Here is a 16,398-nt window from a genome sequence, read left to right as displayed (position 1 = left end):
GCCGCGAGGATGAAGGTCTGATGAAAGTTCTGTTTCTGGTCCAGAAAGAGCAGCGAGCGATCCTGGATCGCCTGTACGACGGCATCGCCGCCCATTGCGAGTGCGATACCCGCTGGCTGAGCAGCGAGGAGCAGGCCGACCTGCGCGGCTACTTCCGCAAGCACGTGGATGTCTCGCGCTACGACCGCATCCTGTTCTTCCTCCGTTTCAAGAAGGAAATGCGCCAGGTCCGCTTCATCCGCAGCGTGCCCAACCTGGTGATCCTCGAGCACGATGCCTACCAGAACTACATTCCCTGCAAGTACACCGGCAAGTTCAGCGCCCATTACCGGCGCCTGCCCTGGGCACGGGTGATCAGTTCGGGCCATACGGTCAGCGAACGCCTGCGCCAGGAGGGATTCGACGCGGTATTCGTGCCCAAGGGCTACGACCAGACCCTGTTGCATGACCTGGGCCTGGCGCGCGATATCGAACTGGGCTTCGTCGGCAGTACCGGCAGCGTGGCCTACAGTGGACGCAAGGCGCTGCTCGACGAGTTGGGCGGAGTGGAGAACCTGCTGGTGACCAAGACCAAGTCCGGCGAGGAGTACCTGCGCACGCTCAACCGCATCCGTTTCTTCGTCAGCGCGGATGTCGGCATGGGCGAATACATGATCAAGAATTTCGAGGCGATGGCCTGCGGTTGCGTACTGCTGGCCTACGACCAGGGCGAGCGGGAAAACGAGGCCTTGGGTTTCCGGGACATGGAGAATATCGTGCTGTATCGCTCGGTGGCGGACATCCAGGAAAAGCTCGCGATCCTGCGCCTCGACACGGCCCTCGCCGAGCGGATCGCGCGAAGCGGCCAGGCTCTGGCCATCGAACGATTCAGCTTCGCCGCTGTCGGTCAGAGTATCGTCGAGGCCATGCGGCCCGCGTTGCGCGAGCCGGAGCGTCCCGGATGGCTGGAGAAGACCTGGCGACGTATTTTTACCTGAGAGTAGCAGCCGAAAAGAGCTGGGGCTTCAGGCGTGTTTGCTATTGTTCAGCTTGTTTTTCCGGGCTGGGGGGAGGTGTAGGACCGATGAAGATCGCAGGATCGCTCATGCATGTCTGGCGCTTTGAATGGGGACGTGAAGGACAGGTAAGGTTGTAGTTATGACGCTCGTCGATGATGGTTCGCAGCCATTGGTTTCCGTGATCATCGCTTCCTATAACCATGAAAAGTACATAGAAGCGAGCATCGCCAGCGTGGCTGCGCAGACGTACCGCAACGTGGAACTGCTGGTGGTGGACGATGGTTCCAGCGATGGCAGCGTCGAGCTTTTGCACGGGCTCCAGGCGAAGTACGGCTTCGACCTCAGGGTCCAGCAGAACCAGGGACTGTCGAAAACGCTCAACGAGGCGATCGCCAGGGCCCGGGGAAATCTCATCGTGCCTTTCGGGTCGGACGACGTCATGTTGCCGCAACGCCTGGAGAAACAGGTGGCGCACATGTGGGACAAGCCCGAGGTAGGTATCTGCGCGGGTAATATCGAGATCATCGACTCCAGTGGCCGGGTCATGCCGGGTAAGGAGCAGCGCAAACGCGACCTGCCTTTCCGCCGCCTCGACTTCGATGACCTGTTCCTGGACCGCAAGCCGGGCCCGATGGCGCCCACCCTGATGTTCCGGCGGGAAGCCCTGGAGAAGGTCGGCGGTTTCGATCCGGACATACGCCTGGAAGATGTCTACATCGAACTGGCGGTAACCAAGGCTGGCTACGTCATCGACATTCTTGGCGAGGTCCTCGCCCAGTACCGCAAGCATCCCACCAATACGTACAAGAACGCCCGTTTCATGGTGGACAACGTATTCAAGACGTACAGCCAGTTCAGCGATCACCCCGATTACGAGCAGGTGATCATGCGCTTCCGCAATTCGATGTTCCTCAAGTGCTCGAACCGGGACAAGGTGCTGGCCCGGGAGCTGCTCTCCGGCTTACCGCTGAAGTACTGGAACGAGAAGACCTTCCGCGGCATTGCGCGGCTGTTTTTCTCCTGACCGCTGATATCGCCGCGCTCAAGGCGCGGCGATATCTTCACCGCGCCTGCTGGCGGCGAACCTTTGCTGGATCCACAGCGCATACAGCAGCGCCATGGGAATCCAGATCAGGAACCAGTGTTCCTTGGGACGGGGCAGGAAGGCGTTGCCCTCCGTGAGTCCGGCTGCCAGGCCGAACACCAGCCAGGTCGAGGCTAGCAGAACGGCTGGAGACTTCCGGTTTTTCCAGGAGAAGGCGAAGGCCAGGGCGTAGATCGCCACCCACAGCAGGAGCCCGATGATCCCTCCAGCGAAAAGCACACCCAGTTCGATGTTGTGCGGGTCGGCGAGCAGCATGCCGTTGCTCAGGACGATTCGCATCGGATGATCGTAGCCGTGTCCGAGCCATGGATGCTCGCCGATCTGGCGTAGGGCGTCGGCCCAGATTTCCGGGCGAAACGATGCCCCTCTCTGGGTGATCACTTCCGGGTACAGGATGTAGCCCAGTAGCGCTCCAGCCAGAGCGAGTGCCAGGGCGATGAGGGCCTTTTTCCTGTCTCCGGCCAGGACCAGCCACATAAGGGCTGCTGTGAGCCCTACCAGGGGAGTACGCGAACCGGTCGCGATGAGAAGGCCACCGAGCAGCGCCAGAGAAATCAGTGGCAAGGGGGCCAGGATAGGGCGCGACTGCATCCAATAAGCCAGCCAGAATGCCGTGAAGGCGCCATAGACATGGGCACTCAGTAATGGGTTATAGAGAGCGCCATAACCGGTAAGGCGCAGCGGGTTGGCGTCCCAGTAGTATTGCAGCAAGGTGGCTGCCGCGGAGATCACCGCGCCAAGGGCTGCCAGCCAGGTCGCGGTCTTGAGGCGGAGGGGGGCTTCGAGCGCCAGGATGGCGGCGCAGAAGAACAGGAGAGCGATGTACAGGGGGCGCTTGAGCAGCGAGCCGGTGGAGTTCTCGGGGGCCGACCAGGACAGGCTCAGCATCATATAGCTGCTGAAGGCGAGGAAGGCGATGAACAGCGGCGAGCCCGTTAGCGGGCGAAGCAGACGCGGTTGCAGTATCACGTACAGTAGCGTCGGTGCCGCCAGGAGGATATAGAAGAGGCGGTGGTAGTCGGAGCGGTCGCCGACCCAGAACATTCCGGTGAGCAGGGCCAGCCAGCCCAGCGGCAGGATCCAGTGGCTGAGGATGCGGCTGGTATCGTGGCGAAGACGGGTCAGTCGGGTAGCTGCGAACATTCCTTGCTCAATCCAGTTGCAGTTGCTTGAGGAGCTGCTCGAGTGTCCAGTGGACCTGGCTGCTGCGGAGATAGGCCTTGAGCACCAGGTGCTCGCTGTCGTCGAGGAACCAGGTTCGATCCTGTTCGTAGCGCAGCAGGTGCTTGAAATTGCGAATGCGTTGGGCGGCGCTGAGCGCCGAGCGCTGGACCCGCAGGTCGGCGATGTCGATCAGGCCCATCCGGCCTTCCGGCGTGCGCACCACGTTGCCCAGGTGCAGCGAGCGGAAGTACACCCCCTTGGCGTGCAGCGCGGCGATCAGCTCGCCCAGTTGCGTCCGGACTGTATCGCCGCACTCCGGGTCGTTGCGGTCGAGTTGGCGGAGGGTCTGCCCCGGTAGCGGCTCGTAGTGCACCGCGTCGCGCTGGATATGTGGGATCCGCAGTACGTCCAGCACCTTCGGGCAGACGATGCCGCGCCGCGCCAGTTCGCTGGCATTGCGGGCGAAGCGCTCCGCATAGGGGAACAGGGCTGCGGAGGAAATCAGGCGCTTGCGGCGAAACAGCTTGAGGAAGGACCCGTCGCGCAGACGCAGTACCTTGTCCCCATGACCATCGGCTTCCAGCACTTCTGCGTTGTCACGCAACTGCAAGTAGGAGGGGTAGTCTATGACTCGCATGCGAGCTCCTGAACGAACGGCCCGCCATCTTACCCCAACACGCCTTCCAGGCAGAGTGATGGAGGTCCTGTGCTACACTCCGGGACCTTTTCAGCATGTAAGAAACCATGAGCGATAGTCCTCAGAATCCCGGACCTTCCAGTCTCAAGATCTATTTCCGCCTGTTGGGCTACGTGAAGCCCTACATCGGAATGTTCCTACTCAGCATCGTCGGTTTCCTGATCTTCGCGTCGACCCAGCCGATGCTGGCGGGCATCCTCAAGTATTTCGTCGACGGCCTCTCCAATCCTGACGCGGCATTGTTTCCGAATGTGCAGTGGCCCTGGTTGCGCGACCTGCACCTGGTCTACGCGGTGCCGTTGCTGATCATCCTGATCGCTGCCTGGCAGGGGCTGGGCTCGTTCCTCGGCAACTTCTTCCTGGCCAAGGTTTCCCTGGGGCTGGTGCATGACCTGCGGGTCGCCCTGTTCAACAAGCTGCTGGTGCTGCCGAACCGCTATTTCGACACGCACAGCTCCGGCCACCTGATCTCGCGCATCACCTTCAACGTGACCATGGTTACCGGAGCGGCCACGGATGCCATCAAGGTGGTGATCCGTGAAGGCCTGACCGTGGTCTTCCTGTTCCTCTACCTGCTGTGGATGAACTGGAAGCTGACCCTGGTGATGCTGGCGATCCTGCCGGTCATCGCGGTGATGGTGACTACTGCCAGCCGCAAGTTCCGCAAGCAGAGCAAGAAGATCCAGGTGGCCATGGGCGACGTCACCCACGTCGCCTCGGAAACTATCCAGGGCTACCGGGTGGTGCGCAGCTTCGGCGGCGAAGCCTATGAAGAGAAGCGCTTCCACGACGCCAGCCAGAGCAATACCGACAAGCAGTTGCGGATGACCAAGACCGGCGCGGTCTACACGCCGATGCTGCAATTGGTGATCTACGTCGCCATGGCGATACTGATGTTCCTCGTGCTGTGGCTGCGCGGGGACGCCTCGGCCGGCGACCTGGTGGCCTATATCACCGCGGCGGGCCTTTTGCCCAAACCGATCCGCCAGCTTTCCGAGGTCAGTTCCACGGTCCAGCGCGGCGTCGCCGGCGCCGAGAGCATCTTCGAGCAGCTCGACGAAGCGGCGGAGGAAGACCAGGGGAGCGTCGAGAAGGAGCGGGTCAGCGGGCGCCTGGAAGTGCGCAACCTGAGCTTCCGTTATCCCGGAACCGACAAGCAGGTGCTGGATGACATCAGTTTCGTCGCCGAACCCGGGCAGATGATCGCCCTGGTCGGCCGTTCCGGTAGCGGCAAGTCGACCCTGGCCAACCTGGTTCCGCGCTTTTATCAGCACAATGACGGCAAGATCATGCTTGATGGCGTTGAGGTCGAGGATTATCGCCTGCGTAACCTGCGCCGCCACATCGCCCTGGTGACCCAGCAGGTCACGCTGTTCAACGACAGCGTGGCCAACAACATCGCCTACGGCGACCTGGCTGGCGCGCCGCGCGAGGAAATCGAGCGGGCGGCGAAGGCTGCCAACGCCAAGGAATTCATCGACAACCTGCCGCAAGGCTTCGACACCGAGGTCGGCGAGAATGGCGTGCTGCTTTCCGGCGGCCAGCGCCAGCGTCTGGCGATCGCCCGGGCGCTGCTCAAGGACGCGCCCCTGCTGATCCTCGACGAGGCGACCTCGGCGCTGGACACCGAGTCGGAGCGGCATATCCAGGCGGCGCTGGACGAAGTGATGAAAGGGCGCACCACCCTGGTGATCGCCCACCGCCTGTCGACCATCGAGAAGGCCGACCTGATCCTGGTGATGGACCAGGGGCAGATCGTCGAGCGCGGCAGCCACGCCGAGCTGCTGGCGCAGAACGGCCACTATGCGCGGCTGCACGCGATGGGACTGGATGAGCAGGCGCCGGCGCCTGTCGGCTGATAAACTGGGCGTCTGCCCCGAGAGGTTGTTTGGAGTTCCCATGAAGTTGTCCATGCCCCGTTTCGACCAGGCCCCGGTGTTGGTGGTCGGTGATGTGATGCTTGACCGCTACTGGCATGGCGCGACTTCGCGCATTTCGCCGGAGGCCCCGGTGCCGGTGGTCCGCGTCGAACAGCACGAGGACCGCCCCGGCGGCGCCGCCAACGTCGCGCTGAACATCGCCGCGCTGGGCGCACAGGCCTTGCTGGTCGGCGTCACCGGCCGCGACGAGGCCGCCGACAGCCTGGCCAACAGCCTCAAGGCCGCTGGAGTGGACGCGCGCTTCCAGCGCATCGATAGCCAGCCGACCATCGTCAAGCTGCGGGTCATGAGTCGTCACCAGCAACTGCTGCGGGTCGACTTCGAGGAACCGTTCCGCACCGACGCGGCGGCCCTGGCCGTGGACGTCGAGTCGCTGCTGGCCAAGGTCAAGGTGCTGGTGCTGTCCGACTACGGCAAGGGCGCGCTACAGAACCACCAGGTGCTGATCCAGGCGGCGCGGGCGCGCAACATTCCGGTACTGGCCGATCCCAAGGGCAAGGACTTCGCCATCTATCGCGGCGCCAGCCTGATCACCCCGAACCTGTCCGAATTCGAGACCATCGTCGGCCGTTGCGCCGACGAAGCCGAACTGGTCGCCAAGGGCCAGGCGCTGATGAGCGAACTCGACCTCGGCGCCTTGCTGGTGACCCGCGGCGAGCATGGCATGACCCTGCTCCGCCATGGCCAGCCGGCCATGCACCTGCCGGCGCGGGCGCGGGAAGTGTTCGACGTCACCGGTGCCGGCGATACGGTCATCTCCACCCTGGCCGCGGCGCTTGCCGCCGGCGAGGAGCTGCCGTCCGCGGTGGGCCTGGCCAACCTGGCCGCCGGCATCGTGGTCGGCAAGCTGGGTACTGCGGCGATCAGCGCGCCCGAACTGCGTCGCGCGGTGCAGCGCGAGCAGGGTTCCGAGCGTGGCGTGCTGGGCCTGGAGCAACTGCTGCTGGCAATCGAAGACGCCCGCGCCCACGGCGAGAAGATCGTCTTCACCAATGGCTGCTTCGACATCCTTCACGCCGGCCACGTGACCTACCTTGAACAGGCGCGCGCCCAGGGCGACCGCCTGATCGTCGGGGTCAACGACGACGCCTCGGTCACTCGCCTGAAGGGCGTTGGCCGGCCGATCAACTCGGTGGACCGGCGCATGGCGGTACTCGCCGGGCTCGGCGCGGTGGACTGGGTGGTGAGCTTCGCCGAAGACACTCCCGAGCGCCTGCTCGAGCAGGTGCGTCCGGACGTGCTGGTCAAGGGCGGCGATTACGGCGTCGAGCAGGTGGTCGGCGCGCAGATCGTCAAGGCCTACGGCGGCGAGGTACGGGTGCTCGGCCTGGTGGAGAACAGCTCCACCACCGCCATCGTCGAGAAGATCCGCCAGAAAGGCTGAGCCTTTCCCCGGCCGGTCGCCCCTGGCGGATGACTGGCTGGCCTGACAACTCCCTTCGGCGAGACGGTCATAGGCGCTGCCCATGCGGCGGCGCATGATCCGGGCATCCCATCCTGCGTGGAGCAAGATGCCCATGAGCACCGATGTACAGGGCCGTGCCCTGGCTGTACTGAACCGTGTCGCCCAGGCCGACTGGCCGGATCGCTTCAATCTTCGCAAACCCTTCGAGAAACTGCTCTACAGCGGCAGCCGTACCGGCTTCCGCCTGGCCAGCGAGCGTTCGGCGAAGCAGGCGAAGGGACCGCGCAAGGCCGATCCGGACGGGTTGTTCGACCTGTCGTTCTCCGACGACCAGCAGATGCTGGTGGACATGCTCGAAGGCTTCGCCCTGGAGGTGTTGCGTCCGCTGGCTCATGACGCGGATGCCGAGGCCAGCCTGCCGGCGGAACTGCTCAACCAGGCGCTGGAGCTGGGCCTGACCCACTATGGGGTCGGCGAGGTGCACGGCGGCATGGCCGGTGAGCGCACCACGGTGACCACTGCCCTTATCGCCGAGGCCCTGGCCAAGGGCGATCTGTCGCTGGCGGCGGCCCTGCTGGTGCCGTTGTCGGCGGCCAACTGCATCCGCCGCTGGGGCAGCCCCTCGCAGCAGGCGCAGTGGCTGCCGGCGTTCGTCAGCGAAGAGGGGGCGCCGCTCACCGCCATCGCGGTCAACGAGCCGAGTCTGCTGTTCGACCCGCAGAAACTGGCGACCCGCGCCCGGCGCAAGGGCAGTCACTACCTGCTTTCCGGAGAGAAATGCCTGGTCCTGCGCGGCCTGGAGGCCAGCCGCCTGATCGTCGCGGCGAAGACCGACGAGGGGCCTGCGTTGTTCCTGGTGGAAGCCTCCGCCAAGGGCGTCGAGCGACGTGCCGAGCCGGCGATGGGACTGAAGGCCGGCGGCACCGCTCGGTTGCGCCTGAAGAGCGTCAAGGTGCCGGCGGACAACCGCCTGGCCGCCGAGCATTTCGACTACCGGGCCTTCCTCGATCACGCGGCCCTGGCCTGGTGTGCCCTGGCGCTGGGCACCGGGCAGGCGGCGCTGGACTACGTGATCGCCTACTGCAACGAGCGCGAGGCCTTCGGCGAGCCGATCAGCCATCGCCAGGGGGTCGCCTTCATGGTCGCCGACATCGCCATCGAACTGGACGCCATGCGCCTGATGGTCTGGCGCGCCTGCGCCCTGGCCGAGCGCGGCCAGCCGTTCCAGCGCGAGGCTTACCTGGCGCGTCTGCTGTGCGCCGAGAAGGCGATGAAGATCGGCACCGACGCCGTGCAACTGCTCGGCGGCCACGGCTTCACCAAGGAGCATCCGGCCGAGCGCTGGTACCGCGACCTGCGCGCGGTAGCGCTGATGGCCGGCGGCCTGCACCTGTGAACCCGAGCGAGTGCGCGGTCCGCCGCGACGAGTGAACGAGGAATCGACATGTACCTGGAAACCCCGAAGAAATTCCGCAGCCTGGCTAACCAGGCGCATCAGGTCGCGGAAAACTATTTCCGGCCGATCTCGCGCAAGTACGACAAGGCCGAACACGCCTATCCGAAGGAGCTGGACCTGCTCGCGGCCTTGCTGGACGGCATGAACAGCGGCTCGCCCGAGGCTGTCGGCGCGACCTCGGCGAGCAAGCGCGCCGGCAAGCAGGTAGAGGAGGGCATCAAGAACGGCGGCAACCTGTCGGCATTGCTCGGCGTGATGGAACTGTGCTGGGGCGACGTCGGCCTGCTCCTGGCCATGCCGCGCCAGGGGCTGGGCAACGCGGCGATCGCCGCGGTGGCCAACGAGGAGCAGTTGCAGCGCTTCGGCGGCACCTGGGCGGCGATGGCGATCACCGAGCCGGGCTGCGGCTCGGACTCGGCGGCGATTCGCACCACCGCGACCCAGGATGGCGACCACTATGTACTGAACGGCGAGAAGATTTTCGTCACTTCCGGCGAGCGGGCCGATGCCGTGGTGGTCTGGGCCACCCTGAACCGCAACCTGGGGCGGGCGGCGATCAAGTCCTTCGTGGTCGAGAAGGGCACGCCGGGGATGACCGTGACGCGCCTGGAGAAGAAGCTCGGGATCAAGGCTTCGGATACCGCTTCGATCAGTTTCAATGATTGCCGGGTGCCGGCCGCGAACCTGCTGGGCAACGCCGAGGTCGACGTGCAGAAGGGTTTCGCCGGGGTCATGGAGACCTTCGACAATACCCGCCCGCTGGTGGCCGGCATGGCCGTCGGGGTGGCCAAGGCGGCGCTGGACCGGACCCGCGAATTGCTGAAGAAGGCTGGCTGCAAGTTCGACTACAGGAAACCGCTGCTCACCGTCAGCCACGCCGAGGCCACTCTCTATCGCCTGGAGGCGGAGTGGGAGGCAGCGCGCCTGTTGACCTTGAAGGCGGCATGGATGGCCGACAACAAGCTGCCCAACTCGAAGGAAGCGTCCATCGCCAAGGCCAAGGCTGGACGGGTGGCCAACGAGATCACCCTGAAGTGCGTGGAGCTGGCTGGTGCCCTCGGCTACGCCGAGGATGAGCTGTTGGAGAAGTGGGCGCGGGACTCGAAGATCCTCGACATCTTCGAGGGCACCCAGCAGATCCAGCTGCTCATCGTCGCTCGCCGCCTGCTCGGCAAGTCTTCCAGCCAGTTGAAGTAGAAAGGGCGGCAAAGCCCGCCCGGTTCAGGCGCTGGCGCGGTCGCGCCCACCGCCGGCCTGGTCGCCGTTGCTGGATGGCCACAGTGCCAGCCAGTCGCGGAAACGGATGCGTTCCTCATGCACCAGCCAGCCGTCCTGTACGGCAAAGCTCTCGGCCAACCACAGACCGCGGGTGGCCGCAGGGCGCAACTGGCCCTTGCGCAGGGTGAACAGGTCGCCGGTGGGGCGCCCCTGGTCCAGCGGCAGCAGGTAGAGATCGGGGCGCCGACGGTCCAGGCGCGCCACCAGCGGACCGCTCTCGAGCCGCTCGTCGACATGGTAGAGGCTCGGCTCGCGCGCATCGCGCGGCAGCTCCAGGCGCATGTCGTAGACCAGTTGCAGCGAGGCCGTGGGCAGGTGTACGTAGGCGCGTGGGCGCTCCAGCAAGCGCAGGCTGCCGGCTTGCACCGGACGGGCGGCGCCGGACAGCGGGGTGAGGACGAAGTGGCTGTTCTCCCGGTAGCGTAGCGAACCCTGGTAGGGCGTCGGCAGCCAGGTGTCGCCGAAGCGCCCGCCGAGCCAGCCGCCGGCGGTCTCCACCAGGCATTCCTCGGCGACTTCCTGGATCGCCGTGAGCAGCGGCAGGTTCAGTTCGTGGGCCGGTACGTAGCCGGAGATCAGCTTGAGCACGGTATCGCCGCGGTCCAGCCGGCGCTGACGGACCAGCACCCAGTAGTCGCGGCCCTGCCAGTTCAGGGTCAAGCGCACCGAGACCCCCAGGTTGGCCAGCTCGGCGACGAAGCGCTGCGGGTCGGCTACCTCCATGCGGCGGCGGCGTACGAGCATCTGCTGGAAGTTCAGCGGCAGGCCGAGGGCCTGGTAGACCAGCCCGTCCGGGGAGGCCTCCACCAGCAGCGGCAGGGTCTTGAAGGCGGACGGATCCTTGCGGGCGAGCATGCGGGGCATACGGGGCTCCTTGTCGGGTCATCGCGCCGGGGCGGGACGGAGGCTCACGTTCGATGCACCGGCCACCGGAGGCGAGGGCGGCAGGCGGGATACGGCTCGTTCGGGAGGAACATGGCAGCGGAATGCACCGCGGGTGTCAACCCGCGGATGTTGCAGCCGATGTATGGTTCAGGCCTTTTTCAGGGCTTGCGCGGCCATCGCGACATTATGGGCCAGGTGCAGCGGATTGATGGTGCCGACGATGGCGGCGGCGACGCCCGGCTGGTCGAAGACCAGTTCGAAGCTGGCGCGCACCGGGTCCTGTCCGGCGCCCAGGCAGGCATGCCCGCTGGCCAGCGCCTTCTTCACCAGGATGCCCTTGGCATGGGCCGCGGCGTACTCGATGACCGGGCGCTCGGCGCGCTCGTTCAGGTTGTAGGTGACCATCGCGCAATCGCCCTCGCGCAGGGCGCGCAGGCCACCTTCGACGGTCTTGCCGGAGAGTCCGTAGGCGCCGATCAGGCCCTCGCGCTTGAGCGCGGCGAGAGTCGGGTAGACCTCGCTGTTCTCGAGGATATCCAGGTCGTTGCCATCGGAATGCACCAGCACCAGCTCGATCCGCTCGGTCTCCAGGCGCTTCAGGCTGCGTTCGACGGAGCGCCGGGTATGCGTGGCGGAGAAGTCGAAGACTGACTGGCCGTCGACGAACTCTTCGCCGACCTTGCTGACGATCACCCAATGCTCGCGCTGGCCGCGCAGCAGCGGGCCGAGGCGTTCCTCGCTGCGGCCGTAGGCCGGGGCGGTGTCGATCAGGTTGATGCCGAGGTCGCGGGCCAGGGCCAGCAGGTCGGCGGCTTCGCGGTCGTCGGGGATGGTGAAGCCGGAAGGGTACTTCACTCCCTGGTCGCGGCCGAACTTGACGGTGCCCAGGCCCAGCGGCGAAACGGCCAGGCCGGTGTCGCCCAGCGGGCGGTGCAGGTCGTGGAGGGTATCCCTGATCATGCGAAGGCTACCTCCCAGGCCGGTTCGGCGAGCGGCGGACGCGGCAGTTGCGGCAGCGCGGCATGTTCGCTGGGGCGGATGCCGTCTTCTTCCAGGCGGGCGCAGACCCGGTCGGCGAAGTCAGGGGCCAGCGCCAGCTTGGTCGGCCAGCCGACCAGCAGGCGTCCCTGTTCGGCGAGGAAGGCGTTGTCCGGGCGCAACAGGTTGGACTGTGCCGGCTCGGCGCGATCCACCCGCAAGGTGGCCCACTGCGCCTGGCCGAGGTCGATCCAGGGCAGCAGCTTTGCCAGTTCGCGACGTGCTTCGGCGATCTGCGCGGCTTCGTCGCGGGCCACGCCATCGGCTTCGGCGATGTCGCCGCCGAGGTACCAGACCGACTGGCCGTCGCGGGTCGGATGGGTGGTCACGGTGATCCGTGGCTTCGGCCCGGCCCCCAGGCAGTGGGCGTACAGCGGTTTCAGGGTCGCCGCCTTGACCATCACCATGTGCAGCGGCCGCCGCTGCATGGCCGGTTGTTCCAGGCCCAGTTCGCGGAGCAGCGCCTCGTTGCCGGCACCGGCGCTGAGCACCACGCGCTGGGCACGGATCTCCCGGCCGTCGACGCACAGGCCGGCCAGTTCCCGGCCTTCGCGCAGCGGTTCGATGCGCTCGCCGGCGAGCAGGCTGTCGCCGGCCAGTTCCGCCAGGCGGCGAATCAGGTCGGGGACGTCGAAGACGATTTCCGTGAGGCGGTAGGCCTTGCCCTTGAACCCCTTGTCGCGCAGCGCCGGAGGCAAATCCTCGCCCTTGGCCTGCTCGACCCGGCTGCGCACCGCCTTGCTGGCGAAGAAGCTGGTAAGGCTGCCGGCCAGGCCGCCCGGCGACCACAGGTAGTGCGCCTCGGAAAGCAGGCGTACGCCCCGCAGGTCGAGTTCGCCGTCGCTGCCGAGACAGGCGCGCCAGCGCCGCGGCATGTCGGCGATGGCTTCGGAGGCGCCGGTCAGGGCGCCATGCAGGGCGTACTTGGCGCCGCCGTGGATGATCCCCTGCGACTTCACGCTCTGTCCGCCGCCGAGGCTGGCGCTTTCCACCAGCACGGTGGCGTAGCCGGCCCGGCGCAAGCGGGCGTTCAGCCAGAGGCCGGCGATACCGCCGCCAACGATGAGGATGTCGGTGGAAAGGGCTTGGGGCATGGGGCTGCCTTATCGGGAACGGAAAGGGCGCAGTATACAACCTGCGCCCGCGACGGTCGTTCAGTGCCCCGAAGCGCGGGAGAACAACTGGATCACCAGCACGCCGGCGATGATCAGGCCGATACCGAGGAGGGCCGCGGGGTCCAGGCGCTGGCCGTAGACGAACATCGCCACCAGGCTGACCAGGACGATGCCGAGCCCGGACCAGATGGCGTAGACCACGCCGACCGGCAGGGTGCGCATGACCAGCACGAGCATGCTGAAGGCGAGCACGTAGCCGCCCACCACCAGCAGCAGCGGCAGTGGCTTGCTGAATCCGGCGACGGCTTTCAGCGAGGTGGTGGCGACCACTTCGGCGGCGATGGCGATGGCGAGGTAGAGATAATTGGTCATGGCGGCGTCCTCCGGAAACTGCGGCCATTCTAGGGAGCCGGCGGATGGGATAAAGTCGTTACCTATCTGTATTGGAGATAGGTTATGCAGTGGAACCTGGAGCAGATCCGCCTGTTCGTCAGCGTCGCCGAGCGCCAGTCGTTCTCTGCCGCCGCCCGCGAACTGAAGCGGGTGCAATCGGCGGTGAGCAACGGCATCGCGCTGCTGGAGGCGGACCTCGGCGTCACCCTGTTCGAACGCAGCAGCGGACGCCAGCCGCGCCTGACCGACGAGGGCCGGGTGCTGCTGGCGGAGGCGCGCGAGGTGCTGCGCCAGTGCGAGCGCCTGCAGGGGCGCGCGCTGGGCCTGGCGCGCGGCGAGGAGCCGCGGCTGCGCCTGGCCCAGGACGAGGCGATGCCCTACCAGCCGGTGCTGGACAGCCTGGAAGCGCTGGCGCAGCGCTTTCCCAGTCTGGAGGTGCAGGTGTCCAGCGGCGGCCAGGGCGACGTGACCCGTCGTTTGCTCGAGGAGCAGGCTGACCTCGGCCTGCTGTTCCACCATGAGCGCATGCCTGAGTCGCTGGAGCGGCGGCGCCTCGGCAGCGTCGAGATGGTCACGGTGTGCGGCGCCGGCCACCCGCTGGCCGGGCTGCAACGGGTCAGTCGCCGCGAGCTGGCACAGCACCGGCAACTTTTGATCGTGCCCCAGCAGAGCGGCTATCCGGGCGGCGAGCAGATCAGCCCGCAGGTGTGGCGGCTGGACAGCTTCTATTCCATGGCCGAGTTGCTGATGCGCAACCTCGGCTGGGCCTGGCTGCCGCGGCACGTGGTGCAGTACCCCACCTACGACCGGCTGATGGTGGAGCTGACCAGCGACTGGACGCCGCCGTCGCTGGTGGTCGAACTGGTCTGGCGGCGCAACGAGGTGCTCGGCCCGGCGGCGGCCTGGCTCGGCGAAACCTTCACCCGCCACCTGCGCGCCATCGGCTGAGCCGGTCGGCGGGAGTTTTGCTAAGCTGCGCGCCCATGAACCGTACCCTCTATACCCTGCTGTTCCACCTCGGCTTACCGCTGGTGGCGTTGCGCCTGTGGTGGCGCGCGCGCCAGGCGCCGGCCTACGCCAAGCGCATCGGCGAGCGTTTTTCCCTGTCCTTGCCCGAGGTGCCGCCCGGCGGCATCTGGGTGCACGCCGTCTCGGTGGGCGAGAGCATCGCCGCCGCGCCGATGGTGCGGGCGCTGCTGGAGCGCCATCCGCAGCTGCCGGTCACCGTCACCTGCATGACCCCGACCGGCTCGGAGCGCATCCGCGCATTGTTCGGCGAGCAGGTCCGGCACTGCTATCTGCCCTACGACCTGCCCTGGGCGGCGGCGCGCTTCCTCGACCGGGTGCGGCCGCGCCTGGCGGTGATCATGGAAACCGAGCTGTGGCCCAACCATATCCATGCCTGCGCCGTGCGCGGGATCCCGGTGGCGCTGGCCAATGCGCGCCTGTCCGAGCGCTCGGCGCGTGGCTACGCGCGCTTCGCCGGGCTGACCCGGCCGATGCTCGCCGAGCTGTCCTGGATCGCCGTGCAGACCGAGGCCGAGGCCGAGCGCTTCCGTCGTCTCGGCGCGCGTCCTGAGTGCGTCAGCGTGACCGGCTCGATCAAGTTCGACCTGCGCATCGACCCGCAGCTGCCGCTGGCCGCTGCCGCCCTGCGCGAGGAATGGGACGCGACGGCGCGACCGCTGTGGATCGCCGCCAGCACCCATGCCGGCGAGGACGAGATCGTCCTGGCAGCCCACCGGCGCCTGCTGGAAACGCGTCCCGACGCGTTGCTGATCCTGGTGCCGCGCCATCCGGAACGCTTCGCCGGCGTCCACGAGCTATGCCGCCGCGAAGGCTTCGCCACGGTCCGGCGCTCCGGCGGCGAGCCGGTGGCACGCGCGACCCAGGTGCTGCTCGGCGATACCATGGGCGAGCTGCTGTTCCTCTATGCCCTGGCCGACATCGCTTTCGTCGGCGGCAGCCTGGTGCCCAACGGCGGGCACAACCTGCTGGAGCCGGCGGCCCTGGGCAAGCCGGTGTTCGCCGGTCCGCACCTGTTCAACTTCCTCGACATCGCCGCGCAATTGCGCGACGCCGGGGCGCTGCTCGAGGTGACGGATGCCGGCGAGCTGTGCGACGGCCTCACGCGCCTGTGGGCGCAGCCGGAGGTCGCGACGGCCATGGCCACTGCCGGAGAGAAGGTGCTGCGCAACAACCAGGGCGCCCTGGAGCGGCTGCTGGCGGGGTTGGCGCGGTTGCTCGAGCGCGGCGGGTAGCGCCCGCCCCGTCGGCGCTCCCCTGGCCCTGCATCGCGACAGGGCGTTTCAGAACGTCGGCGGGGTGATCACCCAGAGCACCAGGGTATCGCTGTCGCCTGGGTTGCCGTAGCGATGCGGTTCCTGGCTGGAGTAGCTGAAGCTGTCGCCCTCGCGGAGCTGGAAATGGCGGTCGCCGACCCAGAGTTCGAAGATTCCGCTGAGGATGTAGCCGGCTTCCTCGCCCTCATGGCTGTAGCTCTGCTGGCTGTAGGTGCCCGGCGGGAAACGCGAGTGGAGGATCTCCAACTGGCGGCTGGGCTGCGGGGTGAGCAGTTCGTCGATGATGCCGTCTTCGTAATGCACGCTCATGCGCGTGTTGCGCCGCACCACGTAGCCGGCGTCCGCCGGGTCCACCGCGGCCTCGCTGGCGAAGAACCACTGGATGGTCACGCCGAGGCTGCGGGCGATGTTGAACAGCGCCGGAATCGACGGATATGCCAGGTTGCGTTCCAGTTGGCTGATGTAGCCGGCGGTGAGTTCGCTCTGTGCGGCCAGCTCGGCCAGGGTCAGGCCGCGGCGCTTGCGCAGGCCGCGGATGCGGGTGCCGAGGAAGTGCGTTTCGCTGCGCGGCGTGTCGGTGGCGTCCGGCGGTGACGGGCGGGGCATGCGGCGGGGTCCTGG

General features: G+C 66.7%; 15 protein-coding genes. 8 read left to right on the top strand and 7 right to left on the bottom strand.

Going from position 1 to position 16,398, the window contains the following annotated elements:
• Positions 1 to 20 precede the first annotated feature (20 nt).
• A complete protein-coding gene (locus M6E97_RS22025; protein ID WP_003114548.1) occupies positions 21 to 977 on the top strand; it encodes a glycosyltransferase in 957 nt (318 codons plus the stop codon).
• A gap of 160 nt (positions 978 to 1,137) precedes the next feature.
• On the top strand, positions 1,138 to 2,022 hold the full coding sequence (gene wapR, locus M6E97_RS22020) for an alpha-1,3-rhamnosyltransferase (RefSeq protein WP_033937846.1): 885 nt from the start codon (positions 1,138 to 1,140) through the stop codon (positions 2,020 to 2,022).
• Positions 2,023 to 2,040: 18 nt separating this feature from the next.
• Here wapR and waaL read toward each other — a convergent pair whose 3' ends face one another.
• Positions 2,041 to 3,246 carry an O-antigen ligase WaaL gene (gene waaL / locus M6E97_RS22015; protein WP_023092695.1) on the bottom strand — a complete coding sequence of 402 codons (1,206 nt, stop codon included), beginning with the start codon at positions 3,244 to 3,246 and terminating at the stop codon, positions 2,041 to 2,043.
• Between the two features lie 7 nt (positions 3,247 to 3,253).
• A complete protein-coding gene (locus tag M6E97_RS22010; protein ID WP_003109893.1) occupies positions 3,254 to 3,904 on the bottom strand; it encodes a hypothetical protein in 651 nt (216 codons plus the stop codon).
• 107 nt (positions 3,905 to 4,011) lie between these two features.
• Here M6E97_RS22010 and msbA point away from each other — a divergent pair, with 107 nt between their 5' ends.
• The 4 genes from msbA (at position 4,012) to M6E97_RS21990 (ending at position 9,962) form a co-directional block, all read left to right on the top strand.
• On the top strand, positions 4,012 to 5,823 hold the full coding sequence (msbA, locus tag M6E97_RS22005; protein WP_003095749.1) for a lipid A export permease/ATP-binding protein MsbA: 1,812 nt from the start codon (positions 4,012 to 4,014) through the stop codon (positions 5,821 to 5,823).
• Between the two features lie 40 nt (positions 5,824 to 5,863).
• Positions 5,864 to 7,288, top strand: coding sequence for a bifunctional D-glycero-beta-D-manno-heptose-7-phosphate kinase/D-glycero-beta-D-manno-heptose 1-phosphate adenylyltransferase HldE (gene hldE / locus M6E97_RS22000; RefSeq protein ID WP_019485811.1), 1,425 nt, complete (start codon positions 5,864 to 5,866; stop codon positions 7,286 to 7,288).
• Between the two features lie 127 nt (positions 7,289 to 7,415).
• On the top strand, positions 7,416 to 8,705 hold the full coding sequence (locus M6E97_RS21995; protein WP_003135655.1) for an acyl-CoA dehydrogenase family protein: 1,290 nt from the start codon (positions 7,416 to 7,418) through the stop codon (positions 8,703 to 8,705).
• A gap of 48 nt (positions 8,706 to 8,753) precedes the next feature.
• The gene (locus M6E97_RS21990) at positions 8,754 to 9,962 is read left to right on the top strand and encodes an acyl-CoA dehydrogenase family protein (RefSeq protein ID WP_003095742.1); all 1,209 of its coding nucleotides are present in this window, start codon (positions 8,754 to 8,756) and stop codon (positions 9,960 to 9,962) included.
• Between the two features lie 24 nt (positions 9,963 to 9,986).
• On the opposite strand, the gene M6E97_RS21985 is transcribed toward M6E97_RS21990, so the two are convergent.
• From M6E97_RS21985 to M6E97_RS21970, 4 genes are all read right to left on the bottom strand, one after another.
• On the bottom strand, positions 9,987 to 10,907 hold the full coding sequence (locus M6E97_RS21985; RefSeq protein WP_003114542.1) for a hypothetical protein: 921 nt from the start codon (positions 10,905 to 10,907) through the stop codon (positions 9,987 to 9,989).
• A 168-nt stretch (positions 10,908 to 11,075) separates the two neighbouring features.
• A complete protein-coding gene (locus tag M6E97_RS21980; protein ID WP_003095738.1) occupies positions 11,076 to 11,888 on the bottom strand; it encodes an aldo/keto reductase in 813 nt (270 codons plus the stop codon).
• Entirely contained in the window at positions 11,885 to 13,060 is a 1,176-nt protein-coding gene (locus tag M6E97_RS21975; RefSeq protein WP_003109889.1) for an NAD(P)/FAD-dependent oxidoreductase, read from the bottom strand. The genes M6E97_RS21980 and M6E97_RS21975 overlap by 4 nt, the downstream gene beginning before the upstream one ends.
• A gap of 60 nt (positions 13,061 to 13,120) precedes the next feature.
• On the bottom strand, positions 13,121 to 13,453 hold the full coding sequence (locus tag M6E97_RS21970; RefSeq protein WP_003095735.1) for a DMT family transporter: 333 nt from the start codon (positions 13,451 to 13,453) through the stop codon (positions 13,121 to 13,123).
• Between the two features lie 84 nt (positions 13,454 to 13,537).
• Here M6E97_RS21970 and M6E97_RS21965 point away from each other — a divergent pair, with 84 nt between their 5' ends.
• Both M6E97_RS21965 and waaA read left to right on the top strand, forming a co-directional pair.
• Positions 13,538 to 14,422: a LysR family transcriptional regulator gene (locus M6E97_RS21965; protein ID WP_003109888.1), complete on the top strand. Its 885-nt coding sequence runs from the start codon at positions 13,538 to 13,540 to the stop codon at positions 14,420 to 14,422.
• Positions 14,423 to 14,457: 35 nt separating this feature from the next.
• Entirely contained in the window at positions 14,458 to 15,735 is a 1,278-nt protein-coding gene (gene waaA, locus M6E97_RS21960) for a lipid IV(A) 3-deoxy-D-manno-octulosonic acid transferase (protein WP_003109887.1), read from the top strand.
• 48 nt (positions 15,736 to 15,783) lie between these two features.
• Here the strand turns inward: waaA and M6E97_RS21955 are convergent, their stop codons facing one another.
• On the bottom strand, positions 15,784 to 16,383 hold the full coding sequence (locus M6E97_RS21955) for a helix-turn-helix domain-containing protein (protein ID WP_003095727.1): 600 nt from the start codon (positions 16,381 to 16,383) through the stop codon (positions 15,784 to 15,786).
• Between the last annotated feature and the right edge of the window lie 15 nt (positions 16,384 to 16,398).

The sequence above is a fragment of the Pseudomonas sp. B111 genome (genome assembly GCF_026428275.1).
Lineage (GTDB): Bacteria > Pseudomonadota > Gammaproteobacteria > Pseudomonadales > Pseudomonadaceae > Pseudomonas > Pseudomonas aeruginosa.
Note: the sequence above shows the minus strand (reverse complement) of the source record. Positions and strands in the feature narration are given on the sequence as shown.

What these genes read in the sequence shown, in the direction of transcription:
- M6E97_RS21965 (WP_003109888.1), top strand. Translation starts at nt 13,538, where the DNA reads ATGCAGTGGAACCTGGAGCAGATCCGCCTGTTCGTCAGCGTCGCCGAG.
- hldE (WP_019485811.1), top strand. Translation starts at nt 5,864, where the DNA reads ATGAAGTTGTCCATGCCCCGTTTCGACCAGGCCCCGGTGTTGGTGGTC.
- M6E97_RS21975 (WP_003109889.1), bottom strand. Translation starts at nt 13,060, where the DNA reads ATGCCCCAAGCCCTTTCCACCGACATCCTCATCGTTGGCGGCGGTATC.
- M6E97_RS21955 (WP_003095727.1), bottom strand. Translation starts at nt 16,383, where the DNA reads ATGCCCCGCCCGTCACCGCCGGACGCCACCGACACGCCGCGCAGCGAA.
- M6E97_RS21970 (WP_003095735.1), bottom strand. Translation starts at nt 13,453, where the DNA reads ATGACCAATTATCTCTACCTCGCCATCGCCATCGCCGCCGAAGTGGTC.
- M6E97_RS21990 (WP_003095742.1), top strand. Translation starts at nt 8,754, where the DNA reads ATGTACCTGGAAACCCCGAAGAAATTCCGCAGCCTGGCTAACCAGGCG.
- M6E97_RS22010 (WP_003109893.1), bottom strand. Translation starts at nt 3,904, where the DNA reads ATGCGAGTCATAGACTACCCCTCCTACTTGCAGTTGCGTGACAACGCA.
- wapR (WP_033937846.1), top strand. Translation starts at nt 1,138, where the DNA reads ATGACGCTCGTCGATGATGGTTCGCAGCCATTGGTTTCCGTGATCATC.
- waaL (WP_023092695.1), bottom strand. Translation starts at nt 3,246, where the DNA reads ATGTTCGCAGCTACCCGACTGACCCGTCTTCGCCACGATACCAGCCGC.
- M6E97_RS21985 (WP_003114542.1), bottom strand. Translation starts at nt 10,907, where the DNA reads ATGCCCCGCATGCTCGCCCGCAAGGATCCGTCCGCCTTCAAGACCCTG.
- M6E97_RS22025 (WP_003114548.1), top strand. Translation starts at nt 21, where the DNA reads ATGAAAGTTCTGTTTCTGGTCCAGAAAGAGCAGCGAGCGATCCTGGAT.
- M6E97_RS21995 (WP_003135655.1), top strand. Translation starts at nt 7,416, where the DNA reads ATGCCCATGAGCACCGATGTACAGGGCCGTGCCCTGGCTGTACTGAAC.
- waaA (WP_003109887.1), top strand. Translation starts at nt 14,458, where the DNA reads ATGAACCGTACCCTCTATACCCTGCTGTTCCACCTCGGCTTACCGCTG.
- M6E97_RS21980 (WP_003095738.1), bottom strand. Translation starts at nt 11,888, where the DNA reads ATGATCAGGGATACCCTCCACGACCTGCACCGCCCGCTGGGCGACACC.
- msbA (WP_003095749.1), top strand. Translation starts at nt 4,012, where the DNA reads ATGAGCGATAGTCCTCAGAATCCCGGACCTTCCAGTCTCAAGATCTAT.